Here is a 19572-nt window from a genome sequence, read left to right on the forward strand (position 1 = left end):
GGAAAGAGGCATGAGTCAGGAAAAGATTGATGCATACAAAAAAGAGAAAGCTGGCAGAAAACAGAGACTTGCCAAGCAGAAGATTAGAAGAAAGATTGCAAAGGTTGTTTGTGCACTTGTCGTAGTGGCACTGATCGCAGCATTTGCAGGTAAGGCAATCTGGAAAAAAAGTGGGGATACACCAGAGTCTGTCGATGCAGCAGTAGCTGCATCTTCTGAAGCATCTGTTGATGCAGCAGTCACCGCATCTTCAGAGGCATCTGTTGATACAGCAGCTACCGCATCTTCTGAGGCATCTGTTGATACAGCAGCTGAGGCAACATCAGAAGCATCAGTATCTGAGTCTGTAGAAGCAACATCAGAAACATCTGCACAGTGATCATGTGAAATATGAGAAGTATATAAAAGCGCATCTGCTTTATGCAGATGCGCTTGTTTGTTATATTTAAGGTTTTATTTGTCACATGGATTCTTCATGCTGATGCGGCTTCCGGGCTCAACAGATGAAGTGATGAATGCGTTAGCGCCAATAACTGTGTCTGCGCCGATAACTGTTTCACCACCAAGAATTGATGCACCGGAATAGATCGTAACGTTATCCTCGATAGTAGGATGTCTTTTTACACCTTTAAGAGCCTGACCTCCACGAGTTGAAAGACCACCGATAGTAACACCCTGATAGATCTTGACGTGTTCTCCGATAATAGAAGTTTCGCCGATAACAATGCCTGTACCATGGTCTATCATAAAGTATTTTCCAATAGTCGCACCTGGGTGAATATCGATTCCGGTCTTGGAATGCGCATACTCAGTCATCATTCTAGGAATAAGCGGCACCTTGAGGAGATAGAGCTCATGTGCGATTCTATTGATCGTTGTTGCCAAAAGACCTGGATAAGAAAGGATGATCTCTCCTTTGCTGTATGCTGCAGGGTCTCCATCGTAGCATGCCTGAAGGTCTGTATCTAAGTATTCACGGATCTTAGGAAGTTGCTTAAAGAACTCGTGGGTGATGCATCTTGCTCCGCAATCTAAAGTCTCATCAGTAGCATTCTTGTAATCAGGACTGTGGTGGAATGCTATTGCTATCTGCTTTTGCATATTGTAGATGACATCTTCGATAACAACAGCAATCCTGTTGTTGTCATTGTAACTTTTGTAGACCTTGTCTCTGTAGTATCCAGGGTAGATAATGCGGATAAGCTTTATCACAATATCTTTTACTGCATCCCTGTCTGGCTGATTGAAGACGTCCATCTGATCTATGTCTCTGCCATTTTCATAGTCAGCAAGGATCATGTCAACAATACTTTTGATCTCATCTTTTAAAGTATCTTTACTGTTATCTGTATTAAAGTCCATAAGGCATTATCTCCATTTTTCCATGAATATAAGGAACTTCTGACTCTCATTATATATAAAGAATATGCATGTTTAAAGTGATAAAGAAATTTTTTTTCAAAAAACACTAAATAAATCTTAAGGTGCGACCGATAAATGATATGACAAGTAATATCATTGTATTCTTTTGGCAAAGGACTGCCGCTTATCACAGAGAACAAGGACGTGCGATAGTGATAATTTTTGGAGGAAGTGCTCTATGATGAGATCATTGTGGTCTGGCGTTGCCGGTCTTAAAACTCACCAGCTTGAAATGGATGTAATTGGTAATAACATTGCCAATGTAAATACAACTTCATATAAATCACAGGCAACAGGTTTCGCTGATGTCTTATATCAGACTGTAAAAAATGGAACAGGCGCAGGTGACAATACAGCAACTACAAATGTTTCTCAGGTGGGTCTTGGCTCAAAGGTCAGCTCGATCTATACCAACGTTACAAAGTCTGGATCAATGCAGACAACAGGCAATGTAATGGACCTCATGATCACAGGTGATTCATTCTTCTGCGTTACACCTGATGTCAGAGAAGGAATTGTAAATTTCACAAGAGACGGTTCTTTTACTATAGATGCCGAAGGTAACCTTGTTACACAGAATAATGGTTACTATGTAATGGGACAGATGGGAGAGGGCCAGGTTGGCGGAACTGTCCAGGCTCCTTTAAATGTCATTAATAGGACCAACATCGACTACAACGAGGATGGTCAGGTTGATTCTGTAGACTATCTCCCAGGCCAGGCTACAAGCGCCGGATATTTCAAAGGAAATATTGATAAGTTCGATCCTTCGCTCAAAGAAGGCAAGACAATGAGAATAGAAGTCTTTGGTACAGATGGCAAGAACTATACTATCAAGTTCAAGCTCACAGATGCCGGTGATACTCAGGACAATACATACAAGCTTTCAGTAGAATCTGTGCTTGATACCAAGGGAAATACAGTTAGCACTGGTGATCAGGAATCATGGGATCTTCTCTTTGATAAGCATGATGGAACATTGATCTCACCAACATCAGTTAATTTCACAGCATCAACAGAAGGTGGCGTAGTCGGAGCTCTTAATCTTGACCTTTCATACGTAACAAACTATGCTGGATCATCAGCAACTCATTCTTCTACAATGTACGGATATAAAGGAAATACAGAAGGCCTTCAGCAGGGCTTTGCAAATGGCGTTCTTACAGGCATTTCCTTTGGAACAGATGGATCTATCTATGGTAAGTATTCAAATGGACAGACCATAAAGAAAGGACAGATCGTAGTAGCAGAGTTTAATAATGCTATGGGACTTGAGAAGGTTGGAGATAATCTTTACTCAGCTTCTCTCAATTCAGGAAACCCGATCTATATGGACATCACAGAGGATGGCGGTTACATGTCATCTGGAGTATTGGAATCCAGTAACGTAGATCTTGCAAAAGAGTTTACTGATATGATCACTACACAGCGTGGTTTTCAGGCAAACAGTAGGGTTATCACTACATCTGATGAGATGTTACAGGTGCTCAGAGGTTTAAAAAGATAATTAAAAAATAACGTTTTTTCATTCATAAAATGGAAACTGTATCTTTTTTTAGACTTTTTTGAAAAAAGATTTTTATCAGGCCGAGACTAAGTCTCGGCTATTTTTCGTGAAGAAACTGTGAAAAATTTATGAAAAAAATGTTGATTTTGTTTTGGCTTTGGTTTATATTCAATTACATAAAAGACAACTTAATGTATTACTTAAATGGACATTACAAAGAAACTGAGTAGTATTGAAAGGCAAAGCCGTTGAAAGACGGTGACGCAAAGCTAGAGGGTCTCACTCACATAGGTATGTGACAGATAGCCAGCTGCTGGTGCCAGTTCGTGGCATCATAAGATGGCCGAGCTGTGACACGCAGTCGGTCTTTTTATTTGCAAAAATACGTACGCTAGAGTTCATGGATGAACGGGAAGCACAGGTGGTGCTTTCGTGTACAGGGAGAGTTATTTTTTAGCAGTTGGATAATTCAGCTTTGCAAATGCCTTTCGTTTCGATTGTTTTTAGTGAGGTATTTTGCAGGGGCATTGCGAAATACCTTATTTTTGTGTTACGAAATCGATTAACTGGAGTTTAGGTGAGGTATTATGGCTGAGATCAATTTAAAGAAGCTTTCAAGGGCTGAGTTATTGGAGATGATGATTCAATACTCCGAAGAGGCTGAAGCTGCCAAGGAACACGAAAGGTTATACAAGGAAGAGCTGGAAAAAGAAAAGGCTCAGATGCAACATGAGATGGCCGAAGAAAGAGCCAGAATGCTGGCAGCCTTTGATGAAGAAAAGGCTCAGATGAGAGCAAAGTTTGCTGAACAGAAGGCTGAACAGAAAGCTAAGTTTGACAAAGATATCGAAGGACTTAAGGCCAGACTTACAAGAGAAAAAGAAGAAATGAAACAGCAGGTTGACGATGCACTTATGAAGATTGAAAACTCACAGTCACTTGCGGAAGCTTCTATAAAACTTGGCGGTATCATGGAATCGGCTCAAAAGGCAGCAGATATCTATATTGAAACAATTAAAAAGAATGCTCAAAAAGAATATCAGGACTTAATGCAGGAAATTCAAGAAAAAAGGGAAAAGCTTCAGGATGAAGAGGCAATGAAAACCGAAGAGACTGCGGAAGTAAAGCCTAAGACAACAAGAAAGCATAGGTCCACCAAGAAGGAAACGGATTGAGAAACTGATGGGTGAAAAGGTATATGAAAAGCCAACTCTTGAACAGCTAAGAAAAGAGCTCAAGAGAGAAAATAACAAAAAAGAATACCGTAGAGTTCTCAGGAACACATTGATAGTAGTGGTTGTTGTGGCAGCCTTTGCAGTTTTAGTTTCCAGCTTTTTTATCACAGTACTTAAAGTTACCGGAGACAGCATGACTCCAACTCTGGAAACTGGGCAGATTGTAATAGCTCAAAATAGTTCATCATTTGAACCAGGTGAACTGATAGCTTTCTATTATAATAATAAGGTTTTGGTCAAAAGGGTGCTTGGTTCACCTGGAGACAAGATCAATATCGACAGCGATGGTAATGTGACAGTAAATGGAATAGCTCTTGATGAACCTTATGCATCAGAAAAGAGCTTGGAACCTACAGATATTTCATTTCCTTATCAGGTTCCAGAAAACAGGTACTTTGTTCTTGGGGATCACAGAAGTGCATCGATTGATTCAAGATCAAGCGTTGTAGGCTGCGTAACTAAGGAGCAGTTAATAGGTAAAGTTATTTTTAGAGTGTTCCCATTTGATTCGTTTGGAACCATTAAGTAATGAGGTAAAAACATGCGAGGTAATGCAGAGAATCGCGCAGAAAAGTACATAAAGAACCATGAGAACTACAAGAAGTGGCTCGCTTTTGCACTGTGTGTTTCCATTCTTACTGGAACTATCACATTATACATTCTCAACAAGCCAGCTACGGCTATGACAGAGGATGGAGCCAAGCAGGTTGGTCTTGTTCTTGAAACTGCTGACAGTGAATTCGAGCAGGGACTTATTAATGAGATGAACAATAACGAGAACAACGGCGGTGATCAGAGTGGTGATGTTCAGAACGATGATGATCAGGACGGTGATGACCAGAATGATGATCAGGGTGATCCATCAGATGGCGACGATGATCAGAATGATGATGACGATAATGATGATGCTAATGGTGATGACGACGATGCAGCAGATGAGGCTACTTCAGAAGATTCAGAAGAAGCTGAAGAAGGTGCAAGCGATGCATCATCAAGCAAGAGCAGTGATGCGGCAGATGAAGCTTCAACAGCTAAGTCACCTGACGAGGTAAAAGATGTTACTATTACAGTTCTTTACCTCAATGCTGAAGGCGAAGAGTTTGAAGAGTCAAAAGAACTTGCAATAGAAAATGCATTTGTTCTTAAGGATGAAGCAAAGAACTTTGAGGGGTACATTTTCCATAAGGGCGAAATTGATGGAAAAGAAGTAACCAAGATTGAAAAAAAGAACGGCGAAGCAAAGGTTAAATCAAAGAAGACCAAAGCTGATGAAGAAGATGATGCCGTAGCTTCGTATCTTTATGAAGACAAAGATGAAAATGTAGAGTATTCATATTATGAAGCAACAACAGTTTCCGGTGATGTAATAGAGATCAAGGAAGATACAGATTTAGAGCTTTATTATAATGAAGTAAATACTCAGGAAGAATTTGAGTATGAAGCTGATGGAATCAAGGTATCAGTTAAGCTTTCTAATCCAGAGGTTCTTCCAGCTGGTGTAGAGCTTAAGGTAGCTAAACTTGATTCTGAGACAGAAGGTTATAACTACAGCGCATATATCGATGCTCTTAACAAGAATTCAGATACAATTGCAGCAGCTAATGGTGCAGAAGAAGCTGAAGTATATGATAAGACAAACGTTGTTCTCTTCGATATTGGTTTCTTCTTTGAGGAAAAAGAGTATCAGTTAGCAGATGGAACAGCAGAAGTTTCTATCACATTCCCTGAAAAGCCAATCTCTGATGGACTTGGTGCAACTGAGGCAGAGGAAGTTACAGTAGTACATCTTCCTGTTAGTGGGGATGTTCTTGAAAATGTAGATGCTACAAGCGAAGCTACAGATATTACAGCTGATGATATTTCAGTAGAAGTATTGTCTAATAGTAAAGTTACTCTTGAAGAAGAGGCAGATACAATTTCATTCGCTACAGATTCGTTTTCAATTTATGGTGCTATTACTAAGACTGGTGAGCATACTTGGGAAGGAAGCGAATCATATTCAGCAGCTGAGATTGTAGGTATGTTCGGGGATGCAACTTACTTTGGTGTAGTTGCCAATGACTATGATGGTGGCAACTGCCATAGTGAAGCGAATATAGCTGTTGGTACTATCAAGAATATCCAGCAGTACACAATTGGTAATTCAACAGTAGTTTATGAGCATCTTAACAGTTACAACGTAACTGTCAACAAGATGGTTCAGGGCTCACCAAAGGCAGGAACATTTAACTTTGCTCTTTTCTATGATGTAAATGGAACAGACAAAGTAGAAGGCTCAGATTTCACCATAACAACTGGTGCTGATGGAGAAGGTTCATACACAGTTGATGTTGCTCAGTATATTAAGGGACATGCCAGCCTTTATGTATATGAGCTTGATGGACCAAATGGTAAGCCGGTATTAAATGAAGGAACATGCGGTAGCTATACTGTTACATACAAGGGAGATCTTATTGAAGGCGATAGCGATATCGTAAGCTACTTCTCTGATAACTATATTGAGAACCTTAATGGTTACATGATAACTGGTGATGATGGAATCTTACAGAAGGTTGAAGGCGCTACAGTTTATTATAAGACTTCAGATTCTACTTATGTAGGAGTTCAGTACACTACCAAGAATTCTCAGGGATACAACGTTAAGACTTATGATGGTCAGTTCCCTGTAAGTGTCAGCAATATGCGTTCACAGGCTGAGACAGCTTCAAGCAGACTTGCTTATGCAAAGGATTCTAATAATGTAAAGGTTATCAATATTATTGGTACAACAGAAAATGGTTACTTACAGACAGATCTTACAAAGTATTACTTTACAGGTCAGCAGGACAATTACGCTGTAAATAAAGGATTATATTTAGATAAGGATACTCTTCTTGTAATAAACGTTGATCTTACAGGTGCCGAGTCTTATACCTATGATAAGTTCCTTCTTAATAATGAAGGTACTGGAGATTGGCATGACATTGCCAACCAGATAGTTGTTAACTTTGTTCAGAAGGATGCCAATGGCGACTTTGTTCCTTATACTGGAAAGATTAACTGTAACATTGCATCAGGACTTTTAGTTGCTCCAGATGCAGAGGTAAGTCTTGCTGGATCATATGCAGGAACGATCATTGCTGATTCTGTATATAAGGGATGTGAAATCCATAAGATAACAGTTAGACGTTTCCTTAATGAAAATGCACAGGCTACAGTTACTAATACTGTAGAGGGAACAGTGGCTAACTTCCATCTTTATAAGTACCTCAATAATGAAGACCCTGGTGACTTGCAGTTTTCATTTACTGTAAGAGTTCTGAAAAAAGATGGAACATTAGAGACACTTACCAAAGAACTAACAAATGTAGGTAAGGATATCAGCTATACATTTGATGTTTATCCTGATTATTTCGTTGATAAAAAGATATATCTGATCATTAACGAAAATGATATCAAAGATGACCAGTGTATACAAAAAGATACGGATTATATCTTTGTCAGAATAGATGACCTTGGTACTGAAAAAGAAAACACATTATATTTCAAGGCTCCATATGAAAATGTAAACATAAAAGACAGATTAGAAAATAGTTCTTATGCTAATAAGTTTACATATGTAACGGCTATTGCCAAGGGATTTGATTACCGTATTTCTACTGATAAGGGAGAAGAACCAGCTTTTTATAACGAAGGAAATGGATACCTTAGAATCCATAAGATGGTCATAAATGCTTTCGGTTCTGCATTTGTAAGAGATGGTCTGGATAAAGATGATTCTCTTTTGCAACAGGTTAAATTCCGAATTACAAATAAATCTAATGGAAACTATATTGTATTTCAGGGATTTGTTGGTAATGCAGGAACCGAAGGAGTGGCTACAGAATATCCAACAGGAAAGACCTACAAGGTTGTATATAACCAAAGTGCTCAGTGGACAGTTGTTGGCCTTCCAGCAGGAACCTATACTGTAGACGAGGTTGCCGACGGATTTACATTTGAATATGATGAGAAATCTAACACAAGCAGACCAATATACGATTCACCATATTCTCGTGTTACAAAGTACGACCTTACAGTAGACGCCGAAGATCCAAATGAAAAAGGTTTTGGAATAGGTGGAGGAAATTATAGACAGGTTTACTCATGTGATATGAGTAATCTTAGTGACAAGGGACCAAGCAATGTTAAGGTTGGAAGTCCTGATGTAAATAATAATTCACATACTCAGACAGTTCAGGTATGTAACTACTATAGTAATCCAATTGGACCAATCCAGGTTACAAAGAACTTTGCTGGAGCAGAGTGGACTCAGGATATGCAGTTTGAGTTTGTGCTTGAACCATTGGGGTACACGATTAAGACGTCAGAAGGTGAAATCCTTTCAACAGATGGAATGGCTCAGCCAATGCCTTTAGGTTCACAAGATAATAAAGCAAAAGTGATACTTTCTGGTGCTGATGCTACTTTGAATGAGAATGGAACTTACTCAGCAGTTGCTAAGTTTGAGCCAATACCATTTAGATTTGAAGGAACATATTACTATAAGATTACAGAGACTAATACAAGACTTGCAGGGGTAAAGTATGACTCTACTACATATTATGTAGAGATGGTTGTTGAAAAGGATTATACAACATTCTCTAAGAGCTATACCTCCAAGAAAATGACACATCCTGACTATAATAAATACCCTAAGAAAGATGGGGTTTACACTCAGGATGAGGAAGATTTTTATTATCTTGGTGCTACTGTAAGATACTGTGCTGATCCTGAATACAAGACAACTCTTGCTAGATGTAAGTTGTATCTTGGAATCAATCCAAATACTAAAAAGCCAGAGGATAACACATATCTTGTACAGTATGATGAAGGCCAGTCAGTTGCTGATGTAGCTTTCAACAATGCTAAGACAGGATATCTTGAGATCACTAAGAAGTGGATTGCTTCTGACGGAAGTGATGATGCTAAGAATCACACCACACTTAATGTAGATATCTGGCAGAGACCAGTTGGAACATCAGATTGGACACTTTACAGGTCAGAAGTTCTTTCAAGTACTAATGGATGGAGAGTAGAGATCTACGATCTTCCAATAGTCGATGTGAACGGTAACAAGGTTGAATATACTGTAAAAGAAGCTGAGGAATATCTTGCAACTTATACAGTAACTTATAAATACTCAGGTCTTTCTGAGGCAGTGACCGGAAATGGTCAGAGTAAGACTAAGGTTGATGGCAAAGATGTATATGATACAGGTTATGTAATCACTCTTGGAAGTGATGGCAGAAACTTCGGATCAGTAGAAATCACCAACAAGACAGTATATTCAAACAAGCTTCCACGTACTGGTGGAAATGGAACAGCTCCATTTGCTGTAGCTGGAATCGCATTTATGCTTATCGCTTTTGCTGGAATGTATATTTCACGCAAGAAAAACGTAAACATGTAACTATTAACGGTTTTAAAATCTGAAATGATTTTGAACATACACAATCAAAAAACAAGATTCAAAAAGGAGAAGACAATGAAAGGTATTAAGAAAATCTTAACTGGTATCATTGCCGGTGCTATGGCACTTTCAATGGTATTCTCAGCAGGAAATGCCTTAGACGTTAAGGCAGCTGGAAGCGGAAGCATCACAGTAAGCAACACAACACAGGGTGAGTCATATGCTCTTTACAAGGTGTTTGATGCAACATACGAGGGAGACAAGGTAGCATATACATATGATGGATCAAACACTACTTTCCTTGCAGCACTTAAGGATGCATCTAGCCCATTCACAGTAAATGAGTACAATGGTGTATACAGTGTTGTTAGAAAAGACACAGTCACAGATGACCAGGTTATTATCGATTTCATAAAGAAAAACAACGCTAACTATGGTTCACCTCTTCAGACACTTACAGGTAACGGAGCAGAGATCAAATTCGAAGGTCTTGGCTATGGTTACTACTACATCACATCAACTCTTGGAACAGCTGTTACAATCGATAGCGCAACTCCAAATGCAACTGTAATCGATAAGAACCAGGAGACAACAGTTGATAAGCAGGAATCAGTTGATGAAGTTCACTGGCTCTATGAAGGAATGGGCAAAGTAGAGACCCCAGTTCCTACACAGATGGTTGGTATGAAGGTCAACTACAAGGTTACAGGTACAGTTACACAGTACATTGGTAAGGACCAGGTTACATTCCTTCTTTTCACTGATACATTATCAGAAGGTCTTACAGCTAATGAGGACGTTGAAGTAACAGTTGATGGAACTAAAGTTAATGCTGAAGTTAACTATAACGGACAGACAACAACAATCAAGCTTGTAACAGCTGATGCAAACTTAAAGCCACTCTATCCTTCAAATGCTCAGTATGTGATCACATACACAGCTACAGTAAATGAGAAGGCTGTTGATAAGGTTCAGAACAACGAAGTAAAGCTTACAGATAACAATGGAAACACAATCGGAACAGATAGAACAGAAGTAGTTAACTACAACATCTTCCTTGTAAAGAAGGATGCTAAGACTGGAAAAGAGCTTGCAGGTGCAGAGTTCAAGCTCTTCACAACAGAGACAGGTGATGTTGAGATCCCTGTAGTTCTTGTTTCAGGAACAGGCGATGCTACATCAACAAAGAACAATGTATATCGCGTAGCTACAGCTGACGAGATCACAAAGGGCGAGACTGTAAAGACTATGGTAACAGGTACAACAGGTATTATCGAAGTTAAGGGATTTGCTAACGGCACATACTACTTCGAAGAGACAAAGGCTCCAGCAGGTTACAACCGTCTTGAGACTCGTACACCAGCTACAGTTAACGGTGAAAACACAGCAGAGATTCCTGTACTTAACAACTCAGGATCACTTCTTCCTTCAACAGGTGGAATTGGTACAACAATCTTCTACATCCTTGGTGGAATCCTTATTGTAGCAGGTATTGCATACTTCATCGTTCGCAGAAAAGCAGACGCTGAATAATTAGTTTGGTATTAAATTTGGGGTATGAAAAAGTTCATTATATAATTATTTGAATCTTGTAAAAGATACGTATTCTTTGGGGAATCAGGGGATTCCCCAGAGAATACTAAAGATTCATCTTGGTTTAGGAAATAATTAAATGGCAACTAAAAAAGGCATCAAGAAGCAGTTACCTAATTTCATATTTGCAGCTATATTTATAGCAGGAATATGTATATTTTTATACCCTTCTGTTAGTAATTACATTAACTCCAAGCATCAGAGCCGTGCGATCTCCAATTACGAAGATGCCATGGCAAATATTTCAGAAGAAGATTATACAAAGTTTTGGGAAGAGGCTTACGCCTACAATGAAGCTCTTGCAGAAAAGCCTATGAGCTTTGACCTTACAGAAGAAGAGCTTGCAGAATACAACAAAATACTTGATCCAACAGGAACAGGTATCATCGGTTACATAGAGATAGAGAATATTGGAGTAAATCTTCCAATATATCACGGAACATCAGAATCAGTTTTACAGACAGGAATCGGACACTTAGAAGGAACCTCTTTTCCTACAGGAACAAAGTCAACACATGCGGTTCTTTCCGGACACAGAGGACTTCCATCCTCTAAACTTTTTTCGGATCTTGATCAGATGATCGTGGGAGACACATTTCTTTTACACATCATGGATCAGACCTTCGCTTATCAGGTAGATCAGATAAGCATTGTATTGCCAGAAGAAACAACTGGTCTTTCAATTTTTGATGACGAAGAATATGTCACGCTGGTGACTTGTACACCTTATGGTGTCAATACTCACAGGCTCCTTGTAAGGGCAAAGCGTGTTGATTATAATGAAGAAACAAAATTAATCGTGCCTGCGGATGCAACGAGATATGGCACTATGATAATTGCTCCTTTTGTTGGGGCGCCAGTTTTACTTATAGCATTTATTGGTTTCCTGTTTAGGACCAGAAAGCCAAAGAAGAAAAATGCTAAAGCTAAATGAGGAATCATTCATGAAGAGATTTAGTAAGATTCTAAAAAGAATAACGATGGCTGCATGCGTTATTTCTCTTATGTTTTCAGGTAAGACAATGACCACGCAGGCCAGAGGCCTTATTGATACTAGCAAAAAAGGCTCACTTACCATAGAGTACAAATATGGTGACAGACATTTTGATGGTGTTGAGGTTAATATTTATAAGATCGGAAGTGTAAGCTCAGATGGAAGTTTCTTTGAGCTTGATAGTCAGTATAAAGCGATATCACCTGTAACAGACCTTAAGAGTATTACAGATAAGGCAACAGTTGATGAACAGTGGAAGAAGATCTTGGATGCTGTTGAGCCATATGCAGTAAATACAGTTGGACCTACAACTACTACCACAAGCAATGGCGGATATGCTAAGTTCACAGGTCTTGACCTTGGAATTTACCTTGTTAGAAGTAGCACAGTAGTTGATGAGTCAGAGGAATGTACATATGTATTTTCATCATTCCTTATCTCAGTTCCACAGCTTGATTCATCAGATAACTGGATCTATGAAGGCGGCGTTTACTCAGCAAGTGCTACATGTAAATGTGAAAAAGAATCACTTAATGAAGAGTTTGAGTTATTAAAGAGATGGAATGACGCAGGATATGAGAATCTTCGTCCTTCATCAATCGAAGTAGTTATCAAGAGAGATGGTGAGGAGTATGCTACAGTTACTCTTAATGAAGAGAACAGCTGGCATTATTCTTGGAGTGATAAATCTGGATATATGTGGACTTTCGAAGAGAGAGTTGGCGGAGATATCAATTATTCAGTATCTCTTTCAGATACCAGATCAAATGCCAACGGTAAGGTGAAGATCACATATGTACTTACTAATACATACAATCCACCTGATAATCCACCACCACCAGACAATCCGCCACCAGATAACCCACCAGATAACCCACCTGATAATCCTCCGGACAATCCACCTGAGAATCCTGAGACACCTGGATTCCCAAGTCTTCCAGAAGTACTTGGTGCTATCAGAAATCTTCCAGAGGTACTTGGTGCCAGAAGACTTCCTCAGACAGGTCTTTTGTGGTGGCCAATTCCTATCCTTGTTATTGTAGGAGTAGTCCTTATAGTAAAGGGAATCAGGAAGAACAGCAAAGCATAAAATTCTTTTGAAAAAATACCCTGCGAAGCTACTTCGCGGGGTATAATATTACTAGAGGATAATATATGAAGAAGATATCAGGTTATATCTACATCGCCCTTGGCGTACTTTGTATACTGCTGGCGGTTGTGATAATCAGAAACAATTTCATAGAGTCTGCTCAGGCTGGAAGCGCATCAGATGCATTCCTTAGCGGAGTTATCAATCAGATGCCTGACACTGTACTTGAAGATACTTCTACAGATATGCCAGTAGTTGATGTTGATGGACATAGCTTTGTTGGAACCGTTGAGATTCCTTCACTTGGACTTCTTTTACCAGTTCAGAGCAGATGGAGCAAGGAAGATGCCAAGTACGCAGTTTGTAGATACAGAGGTTCTATAGCATCCAATGATCTTATCATTGCTGGACACAACTATGTAGAGCATTTTGGAAATCTCAACCAGCTAACAACCGGTGATGAAGTTATTGTAACTGATATGAATGGTAAGAGTTACAAGTATGAAGTAGCCAATATCGAGACTTTAGGAGCCTACGATGTTATAGATATGGTAGCTGGCGAGTGGGATCTGACTCTTTTTACATGTACTATTGGCGGAGCTAATAGAGTTACAGTTCGCTGCGAAGCTACAGGAGAGATGAGTGCTACAGGTTCTACACCTGATGTATTAGAAGCAGCTGAAAAGAGTAAACATATCAGAAAGCAGCAGTAATCTATTGCCCTTGTGACAAATGATCACAGGGGCTTTTTAAATGTCTTTAAACATCCGATATATATGTATATACAAAAGATAAGATTTAAGACTTTTAATAGAATTTTTAGCACTCTTTCATAGACAGTGCTAATTGGCAGATATATAATAACAGTACAATAGGAGCAGGCTATTCGCCATTATTTGGCGAATGATCCAAGGAGAGGAGTTGATGCTTAGTGATTATTGTAAAAATGAATGACACAACTGTAGAATGCAACATAGCAGCATCAGAACTTCATGAGATAGGTCTTACTCCAGAAGCAGTAATAAGTGGTGCAGAAAATACTACATCATTTTTTGCCCAGCTCAACAAGGAAGTAGGAGCTCAGCTCGACTATGACCCTGAGACAGAGGTCATGATGATGAGCAAGAATATGATGATGGATGGTAGTGTGCGCATCTTCGCTGTGAAGATGACCAATGAAGATATTCAGAAGGCTACAGACCGTATCCGCGGAGCAGCAGAGACTATTTTGAAGACTCTGACTCAGGAAAAGGTTCAGGAAATAAAGGACAAGACAGGTAGAGATAAGGGTATAGCTTTAAACGAAGTTATTACCAATGTTACGGATACGATCAATAGGATATATGGAAGGAGTCTTGATGATACTCCGGTACATGATCAGAACAACGCTAGCTATCAGCCGCTTACAGAGTATGCCAAGTATATGATGGAATTTGCGGGTATGGATGAGGCCAAGCGTTTTGCAAAAGTTATCCAAAGGCTCCCTATTGTGGATTCTCATCTGTACAAGTATGAAGACAGATATTACCTCATTGCAGGCCTTATGTCTGCTGAAGAGAGCATTATATACGATATGAGAAGAGCAGGTGTTGAGTATTCAGAGATGATGACTATCAATTCACCTGAGGCTATGTTTATTGAAGAGCACGGAGATGCTCTTATTAAGGAAGATGCCATCGTGCATTTGGCTGATCTTGCTAGATGATAAAGAGGACTATATATGAAGCCATTTTTTACAGTTGTTAATTTTTCAGGAATCTATGAGAAGGAGAGCTTTTATCAATTAGATAAAGGCTCTTCATTTTGTGGTGAGGTCTTGGATCTTAAGGATATTTCAGGAACAAATTGCATGTGCGACGATGAAGCCAAAAAGGAAATAAAGCTAAGATTTGAAAGCTTTATAAATCAAGAAGAAGTGCCTTTTACAAATCTTGAGGATTTTGCAAGGTCTGTGCATTTTATTGACTCTGGCAACTATCATTATATGTCAGCTCTTTTGCTGGATATGGTAAAAGAGCCGTTTTCACTGGTTGTACTTGATCATCATCCTGATATGCAGCCTCCAATGTTCGGAGATATCTTATCCTGCGGCGGATGGGTGCTTAATGTTCTGGAAAATAATCCATATGTAAGGGATGTGCATGTAATTGGCGCAGACAGGGAGCTTATCAGTAAGCTGGATAAAGAGATTCAGAGTAAGGCTAAGTTCTATGACCTTGAGAATGTATTTGATGCTGAAACAGGAGATATAAAGCTTCCAGAAACTGAGCATCCTATTTATCTTTCAATTGATAAGGATGTTATTGCAAGGGATGAACTTGTGACTAACTGGGATCAGGGACAGGCCTGCTGGGAAGATGTCACCTCTTTTACCAGAAAGATATTATCTGATAGGAAAGTAATAGGTGTAGATATCTGCGGGGAATGTGCACCTGACCAGGAAGACTGCGATGTGGCTCTAGAGACTGAGGGCAATGACGAGTTTAACAAAGATATCCTTGAGTATATTTATATGTAAAATGTTGTCGTTATAGCGTATAATATAAAATGTTAGACGGGTTGGTAGCACAAATGGAGGAAATATGGAAAAGAGATTTAGGGATTATATCAGACATCTTGAAAAGCTTGATTTTGAAGTTCTTTCCGATGAAGAGATCATTACAGAAAGAGAAGGAATCCTTCTTCAGATAACTGTTCTTCATCAGGATATGCTTAGAAGCCTTGTTGCAGCTATTGGTATGCTTGTTTGTGCATGCATTTTTCTTGCTGCTGGTTTTGTTCATTTCTTTGTTGTGAGCTACGTGCTTGCAGCAGTCTTTACAATCTGCGCAGTGTGCTTTGGCATGAGGTTTAAGAGCGCAGCATTTGTTATGAATACTCTCTACACATTTGTGGATAAGTTATCCAGACTATAACATTTGACACATATTTGTATTAGTGTTAATGTTTTTGAGGCGAAAAGGTGTGACCAGGATTGATTCTCCGGTGCCACTTAATAGGGAATGAAGTGCGATTCTTCAGCAGTGCCGCTACTGTGATGGACATAGTGTCCCAGCCAGATACCTGCCTTTAGCTAGTAACCAATTTTCTTCGGGTCAAAGAAAGTGAGGAATATTATGAAGAAAAAGTTTTTATCTATGGTCATGGCTGTAGCCATGATGTCTTGTTTTGCCTGCGGATGTGGCGCAAATGAAGATCAGAGCGTTGCAACACAGGAGGCTTCAGTAGAAGCTAGCTCAGAAGCTGTAGAAGCTGCTACAACACAGGAGAGCACATCTGATGTAGTTACCGACAGAAGTGGTAACGAGATCACACTTCCAACAGAAGTAAATTCAATCATTTCAATGGCACCATCAACAACACAGGTTCTTATCGACCTTGGTCTTGCAGACAAGATCGTAGCATGCGATACATATTCATATGCTAGCTATGCTGATTCTCTTAATGCAGATATCCCACAGTTTGATATGATGACACCAGATCAGGAGCAGATCGTAGCTCTTAATGCTGATATCGTATTCACAACAGGCATGAGCGCTAGCCATGGTGAGGATGTTTTTGCATCTGTAAAAGAAGCTGGTGTTTGTGTATTTGATATTCCAAGTAGTTCTAGCCTTGCTGATATTCAGGATGATATCGTTGCAATTGGTAATGCAACTGGTAAGGCTACAGAGGCTCAGGCAATCGTTGATGATATGGTAGCTGATATCGAGGCTATTAAGACTATCGCTGCAACAATCCCAGAAGATGAGAAGAAGACAGTTCTTTTCGAGCTCTTCACACCATCAGGTGATTCACCAGTTATCTATACATGCGGTGCTAACACATACATCGATGAGATGATCACACTTGTAGGTGCTACAAACGTTGCAGGACAGGAAGCTGATCAGTGGCCAGCTCTTACAGAAGAAGCTGCAGTAGCTATGGATCCTCAGGTTATTCTTACAGCTGATATGTACACAGATGATGTTATCAACGTTCTTCTTACAATGAAGGGCTGGGAGAATGTTGCTGCTGTAAAGGATCAGGCTATTTACCAGATCGATGGAGATACTGTTAACCGTCCAAATCATCATGTAGTTGATGCTATGATCGAGATGGCGCAGGATATCTATCCTGAGTACTATGCTGATTTCGATGCAGAACAGCCTGCTGCATAAATAAATCTTAAAGAATGAATAATAAAAAACTGTCAGTAAGAATAATCGCATCTTGTATTGTAGCTGTTGTCGCTATTGTGCTGAGTATTGGAGTTGGCAGCGTCTATGTGCCTGTAATGGACACTTTGTCCATTATCTGGCACAAGATAGTTGGAATTCCTGTGCCGGATAATATCGATCCATCCCTTGTTTCTATATTATGGGAAATAAGGATGCCAAGAGCACTCACTGCATTTATTGTAGGAGCAGCTCTGTCGGTCAGCGGCGCTATTATGCAGGCTATACTTCAGAATCCTTTAGCTTCTTCCTATACAATGGGAGTTTCTGCTGGAGCATCTCTTGGTGCAGCCATCGTCATAATAACAGGAGTTACAAGTTCGGTATTAGGATTTTTCCTTTTACCTGTCACAGGATTTGCGTCTGGTCTTCTGACAGTTTTTTTGGTTATTGCATTTGCATCTCGCCTTGACAAAAATATGCATAACCATACCATTATCCTGTTTGGCATGGTGTTTTCGCTTTTTGTTAATGCTATTTTGACGTTTCTTAGCTCAATGGCTGGCGAACATATGCAGAGACTTATTTTGTGGCAAATGGGATCATTTTCCGGCAGAAGATGGATACATGTTGGTATTCTTCTTGGTTGCACTGTGATCGGTTCATTTGCTGTTATGTTTTATCATAGAGAGCTCGATATTATGACTTTTGGTGAGGAACAGGCTCTTAGTATTGGCGTAGATACCAGAAAAGTAAAGATCATTCTTCTTGCACTTGCGTCATTTTTGACAGGAGCTGCTGTATGCTTTTCAGGTATCATTGGCTTTGTGGATCTTGCAGTTCCACACATGGTACGCAGAGTCTTTGGCTCAAGACACAAGATCGTACTTCCTATGTCTATGGTCCTTGGCGGCGCGTTTATGGCAATAGCTGATCTTGCAGCAAGAACTCTTTTATCTCCAAGAGAGATCCCTGTTGGCGCAGTAACAGCACTTGTTGGAGCTCCATTCTTTATGTGGGTTTACTTTAGGGACAGGAGGTGACAAGGGTGCTATTAGAAGTCAAAAATTTAAGTTGTGGATATGGTAAAACACCTCTGGATAATCCTGTCGTTAAGAATATTTCTTTTTCCCTGGATGAGGGAAAGAGCCTGGCAATCCTCGGGGCAAACGGTAGTGGAAAAACTACGCTGCTTCGTGCCATTGGAGGAGTTATTGAATATGATGGCTCTATTTCTATGCTGGGGCGTGAGATAGGAAACCTTAAGAGAAAAGAGATTGCGGCTATGCAGGCCACATTTTCTCAGTTATCCACATTGTACTTTTCATATACTATAGAAGAAACTGTTATGCTGGGGCGATACCTGTATTCCACCAGGTTTATGGGGATTTTATCTGAAAAAGATAAAGAGATTGTGGATAAGTGTCTTAAACAGAACGGATTGTATCAGATAAAAGACAAGCAGATAGGCGAACTTTCCGGAGGACAGCTTCAAAGGGTGTTCCTAGCAAGGACTCTTGCCCAGGAGACACCTGTTCTGATGCTTGATGAACCAACAAATCATCTAGATCTTAAGTATCAGGATGAGCTTATGAGCTTTCTTAATGAATGGAAAAAGCAAAGCACTACATTATCAGATGGAACTGTGGTAAAGAACACGCTTATAGGTGTTTTCCACGATATAAACCTTGCGCTTGGCATTGCAGATGAGGTTTTATTTGTAAGAGAGGGAGAGATACTTGCTAAGGGCTCAGTCGAGGAAGTTTTGACAGATGAAAACCTTAAACTTGCCTATGATATGGATGTCTCCTCTTACATGAAGAAACAGCTTAATTATTGGAAATAATGCGGCAAACTCTTGACATGATGCGTTAAAATCGGTATTATAAATTTTGTCGCTTGCAGGAGTGGCGGAATGGCAGACGCGCATGGTTCAGGTCCATGTGTTGGCAACAACATGAGGGTTCAAGTCCCTTCTCCTGCACTATGAATCTTTTCGTAGTGTAGCGACGAGGTTCTATATATTTTTAAATGCGGAAGTGTCGGAATTGGCAGACGAGCAAGACTAAGGATCTTGTGATGCTTACATCGTGTGGGTTCAAGTCCCATCTTCCGCACGAAACAAAAGGAATCGGTTCTATGA

At 39.8% G+C, this 19572-nt stretch carries 16 protein-coding genes, 2 tRNA genes and 2 riboswitches; of the genes, 17 read left to right on the forward strand and 1 reads right to left on the reverse strand.

The features are described from left to right. Positions 1 to 10 precede the first annotated feature (10 nt). On the forward strand, positions 11 to 379 hold the full coding sequence (locus BUA02_RS04125) for a hypothetical protein (RefSeq protein ID WP_072701290.1): 369 nt from the start codon (positions 11 to 13) through the stop codon (positions 377 to 379). Positions 380 to 453: 74 nt separating this feature from the next. Here the strand turns inward: BUA02_RS04125 and epsC are convergent, their stop codons facing one another. Then, complete coding sequence (gene epsC, locus BUA02_RS04130) at positions 454 to 1362, reverse strand: serine O-acetyltransferase EpsC (RefSeq protein ID WP_072701292.1); 909 nt, start codon at positions 1360 to 1362, stop codon at positions 454 to 456. Positions 1363 to 1600: 238 nt separating this feature from the next. Here epsC and BUA02_RS04135 point away from each other — a divergent pair, with 238 nt between their 5' ends. The 16 genes from BUA02_RS04135 (at position 1601) to BUA02_RS04210 (ending at position 19546) form a co-directional block, all read left to right on the forward strand. Continuing rightward, positions 1601 to 2929: a flagellar hook protein FlgE gene (locus BUA02_RS04135; RefSeq protein WP_083572643.1), complete on the forward strand. Its 1329-nt coding sequence runs from the start codon at positions 1601 to 1603 to the stop codon at positions 2927 to 2929. A 228-nt stretch (positions 2930 to 3157) separates the two neighbouring features. Beyond that, positions 3158 to 3247: riboswitch (cyclic di-GMP riboswitch) on the forward strand. 269 nt (positions 3248 to 3516) lie between these two features. Continuing rightward, the gene (locus tag BUA02_RS04140; RefSeq protein WP_072701296.1) at positions 3517 to 4104 is read left to right on the forward strand and encodes a hypothetical protein; all 588 of its coding nucleotides are present in this window, start codon (positions 3517 to 3519) and stop codon (positions 4102 to 4104) included. A 7-nt stretch (positions 4105 to 4111) separates the two neighbouring features. Further along, entirely contained in the window at positions 4112 to 4693 is a 582-nt protein-coding gene (gene lepB, locus BUA02_RS04145; protein WP_072701298.1) for a signal peptidase I, read from the forward strand. A gap of 12 nt (positions 4694 to 4705) precedes the next feature. Continuing rightward, on the forward strand, positions 4706 to 9595 hold the full coding sequence (locus BUA02_RS04150) for a Cna B-type domain-containing protein (protein WP_072701300.1): 4890 nt from the start codon (positions 4706 to 4708) through the stop codon (positions 9593 to 9595). 75 nt (positions 9596 to 9670) lie between these two features. Further along, positions 9671 to 11128, forward strand: coding sequence for a SpaA isopeptide-forming pilin-related protein (locus BUA02_RS04155; protein ID WP_072701302.1), 1458 nt, complete (start codon positions 9671 to 9673; stop codon positions 11126 to 11128). A gap of 139 nt (positions 11129 to 11267) precedes the next feature. Next, positions 11268 to 12122: a class C sortase gene (locus BUA02_RS04160; RefSeq protein WP_072701305.1), complete on the forward strand. Its 855-nt coding sequence runs from the start codon at positions 11268 to 11270 to the stop codon at positions 12120 to 12122. A 10-nt stretch (positions 12123 to 12132) separates the two neighbouring features. Further along, positions 12133 to 13272 (forward strand): Cna B-type domain-containing protein, encoded by a 1140-nt coding sequence (locus tag BUA02_RS04165; RefSeq protein WP_072701307.1) that lies wholly within the window; start codon positions 12133 to 12135, stop codon positions 13270 to 13272. A 65-nt stretch (positions 13273 to 13337) separates the two neighbouring features. Further along, positions 13338 to 13985: a sortase gene (locus tag BUA02_RS04170; protein WP_071175564.1), complete on the forward strand. Its 648-nt coding sequence runs from the start codon at positions 13338 to 13340 to the stop codon at positions 13983 to 13985. Positions 13986 to 14203: 218 nt separating this feature from the next. Continuing rightward, on the forward strand, positions 14204 to 14977 hold the full coding sequence (locus BUA02_RS04175) for an adaptor protein MecA (RefSeq protein ID WP_143147378.1): 774 nt from the start codon (positions 14204 to 14206) through the stop codon (positions 14975 to 14977). Positions 14978 to 14992: 15 nt separating this feature from the next. After that, positions 14993 to 15790: a hypothetical protein gene (locus tag BUA02_RS04180; protein ID WP_072701311.1), complete on the forward strand. Its 798-nt coding sequence runs from the start codon at positions 14993 to 14995 to the stop codon at positions 15788 to 15790. A 64-nt stretch (positions 15791 to 15854) separates the two neighbouring features. Continuing rightward, positions 15855 to 16187, forward strand: a complete 333-nt coding sequence (locus BUA02_RS04185; protein ID WP_071175567.1) for a hypothetical protein — start codon at positions 15855 to 15857, stop codon at positions 16185 to 16187. 28 nt (positions 16188 to 16215) lie between these two features. Beyond that, positions 16216 to 16357, forward strand: a riboswitch (cobalamin riboswitch). A 31-nt stretch (positions 16358 to 16388) separates the two neighbouring features. After that, positions 16389 to 17432, forward strand: coding sequence for an ABC transporter substrate-binding protein (locus BUA02_RS04190; protein ID WP_083572646.1), 1044 nt, complete (start codon positions 16389 to 16391; stop codon positions 17430 to 17432). Between the two features lie 14 nt (positions 17433 to 17446). Continuing rightward, positions 17447 to 18472, forward strand: a complete 1026-nt coding sequence (locus BUA02_RS04195; RefSeq protein ID WP_072701313.1) for a FecCD family ABC transporter permease — start codon at positions 17447 to 17449, stop codon at positions 18470 to 18472. A 5-nt stretch (positions 18473 to 18477) separates the two neighbouring features. Next, positions 18478 to 19275 (forward strand): ABC transporter ATP-binding protein, encoded by a 798-nt coding sequence (locus BUA02_RS04200; RefSeq protein WP_072701315.1) that lies wholly within the window; start codon positions 18478 to 18480, stop codon positions 19273 to 19275. Positions 19276 to 19330: 55 nt separating this feature from the next. Then, positions 19331 to 19413, forward strand: a tRNA-Leu gene (locus tag BUA02_RS04205). Positions 19414 to 19462: 49 nt separating this feature from the next. Then, positions 19463 to 19546 (forward strand) — tRNA-Leu (locus tag BUA02_RS04210). The last annotated feature ends 26 nt before the right edge of the window (positions 19547 to 19572 follow it).

This window comes from Butyrivibrio hungatei DSM 14810, assembly GCF_900143205.1.
Taxonomy (GTDB): Bacteria; Bacillota; Clostridia; order Lachnospirales; family Lachnospiraceae; genus Butyrivibrio; species Butyrivibrio hungatei.

Bases quoted from the DNA above. Each gene is read 5' to 3' on its own strand.
- BUA02_RS04150 (WP_072701300.1), top strand. From the start codon at position 4,706: ATGCGAGGTAATGCAGAGAATCGCGCAGAAAAGTACATAAAGAACCAT.
- lepB (WP_072701298.1), top strand. From the start codon at position 4,112: ATGGGTGAAAAGGTATATGAAAAGCCAACTCTTGAACAGCTAAGAAAA.
- BUA02_RS04125 (WP_072701290.1), top strand. From the start codon at position 11: ATGAGTCAGGAAAAGATTGATGCATACAAAAAAGAGAAAGCTGGCAGA.
- BUA02_RS04170 (WP_071175564.1), top strand. From the start codon at position 13,338: ATGAAGAAGATATCAGGTTATATCTACATCGCCCTTGGCGTACTTTGT.
- BUA02_RS04140 (WP_072701296.1), top strand. From the start codon at position 3,517: ATGGCTGAGATCAATTTAAAGAAGCTTTCAAGGGCTGAGTTATTGGAG.
- BUA02_RS04165 (WP_072701307.1), top strand. From the start codon at position 12,133: ATGAAGAGATTTAGTAAGATTCTAAAAAGAATAACGATGGCTGCATGC.
- BUA02_RS04155 (WP_072701302.1), top strand. From the start codon at position 9,671: ATGAAAGGTATTAAGAAAATCTTAACTGGTATCATTGCCGGTGCTATG.
- BUA02_RS04180 (WP_072701311.1), top strand. From the start codon at position 14,993: ATGAAGCCATTTTTTACAGTTGTTAATTTTTCAGGAATCTATGAGAAG.
- BUA02_RS04135 (WP_083572643.1), top strand. From the start codon at position 1,601: ATGATGAGATCATTGTGGTCTGGCGTTGCCGGTCTTAAAACTCACCAG.
- BUA02_RS04185 (WP_071175567.1), top strand. From the start codon at position 15,855: ATGGAAAAGAGATTTAGGGATTATATCAGACATCTTGAAAAGCTTGAT.
- BUA02_RS04190 (WP_083572646.1), top strand. From the start codon at position 16,389: ATGAAGAAAAAGTTTTTATCTATGGTCATGGCTGTAGCCATGATGTCT.
- BUA02_RS04160 (WP_072701305.1), top strand. From the start codon at position 11,268: ATGGCAACTAAAAAAGGCATCAAGAAGCAGTTACCTAATTTCATATTT.
- epsC (WP_072701292.1), bottom strand. From the start codon at position 1,362: ATGGACTTTAATACAGATAACAGTAAAGATACTTTAAAAGATGAGATC.
- BUA02_RS04195 (WP_072701313.1), top strand. From the start codon at position 17,447: ATGAATAATAAAAAACTGTCAGTAAGAATAATCGCATCTTGTATTGTA.